Below are 1,402 nucleotides of genomic sequence, written 5' to 3'. Positions count from 1 at the left end.
AAAGGTCAGCGTTTGAGCTTTGAATTTACGTACTCATCTCCAGTTCATACACCGCGTATTGCTTTCTTGCGTGAACAGGCAAAATTGGCAGGGTTGGACATTGAGCTGAAGCTGATTGATGGTTCATCGATGTTCAAGTATGTGCGTGAGAAAAAACACGAACTTGCTTTCTTTGATATGGGGACTTCGGAAATCCCAACTTATTGGGAATACTTCCATTCCGTGAACGCGAACAAACCACAAACGAACTCATTCACTAACTACAGCACGCCAGAGCTAGATGAAAAGATCATTGCGTATCGCTTTAACATGGACATGGATAAGAAGATCCAACTAGGTCATGAGATTCAGCGAGACATTATTGATGCGCACGTGATTGTCACTGGCTACATGGTGCCTTACGTTCGTTATGGACACTGGCGTTGGTTGAAATTGCCAGAGAAACCAATGAATCGAATGACAGAAGCGTTGTTCAGTGGCGGAGTTATCGGTGATGGCACGTATTGGATCGACAAAGACGTGAAGAAAGAAACCCAGAAAGCGATGAAGTCGGGTAAAACCTTTGAACCGGTTGTTGTCGTTGATGACACGTATAAGCTGTAAGGATGTGTTATGGAAAACGATGTAATTTTGAGTGTAAAAGATCTCGAAGTGGAATTCATCACGGATGATGGCCCGGTAAAAGTACTCCATGGCGTGAACTTTGATGTTCGCGCAGGACGAACGCTCGGTCTCGTTGGTGAGTCTGGCAGTGGTAAGAGCGTGACCTCCATGTCTATCATGGGACTGTTGCCAAAGCCTTACGGAAATATTGTCAATGGTGAGGTTAACTATCGAGGTACCAATCTGGTGTCGCTACCAGCGGAAGAAATGTACGCCATGCGCGGCGACCGCATTTCGATCATTTTCCAAGACCCAATGACGGCGTTGAATCCAGTGCATACCATTGGCCGCCAACTGTGCGAAGTGTTGGAATTACACCGTCCTGAGCTAGGTAAAAAAGAGCGCGAATCCTACGCGGTAGAAATGCTGGCTAAAGTGAAAATTCCAATGCCAGAAAAGCGCCTCAACGAATACCCGCACAACCTATCTGGTGGTATGCGCCAGCGCGTGATGATCGCAATGGCACTCGCATGTAAACCAGACATTTTGATTTGTGATGAGCCAACGACGGCACTGGATGTAACGGTACAGGCGTCTATCCTTGAACTAATGAATGAACTTCAAGAAGAAACGGGCATGGCAATGATCTTCATTACCCATGATTTAGGCGTAGTAGCTGAAGTGTGTGATGACGTTGCGGTAATGTATGGTGGTCGTATTGTCGAAAAAGCGGAGATTTTTGAGTTGTTTGACAATCCGCAGCACCCTTACACGGAACGATTGATGGGCTTAATGCCAA

1 protein-coding gene and 1 pseudogene are annotated in these 1,402 nt (G+C 46.2%); both read left to right on the top strand.

Translation table 11 applies throughout. The features are described 5' to 3' along the window. A pseudogene (locus tag R7Q47_RS24500) lies at positions 1-603 on the top strand (ABC transporter substrate-binding protein); the annotation flags it as partial. Between the two features lie 9 nt (positions 604-612). After that, a partial coding sequence (locus R7Q47_RS24495; RefSeq protein ID WP_318089836.1) for an ABC transporter ATP-binding protein occupies positions 613-1,402 on the top strand: 790 nt, incomplete at its 3' end.

The sequence above is a fragment of the Vibrio sp. Vb0349 genome, assembly GCF_033338975.1.
The sequence above is the reverse complement of the archived record's forward strand: the minus strand, read 5'-3'. Positions and strand labels throughout refer to the sequence as shown.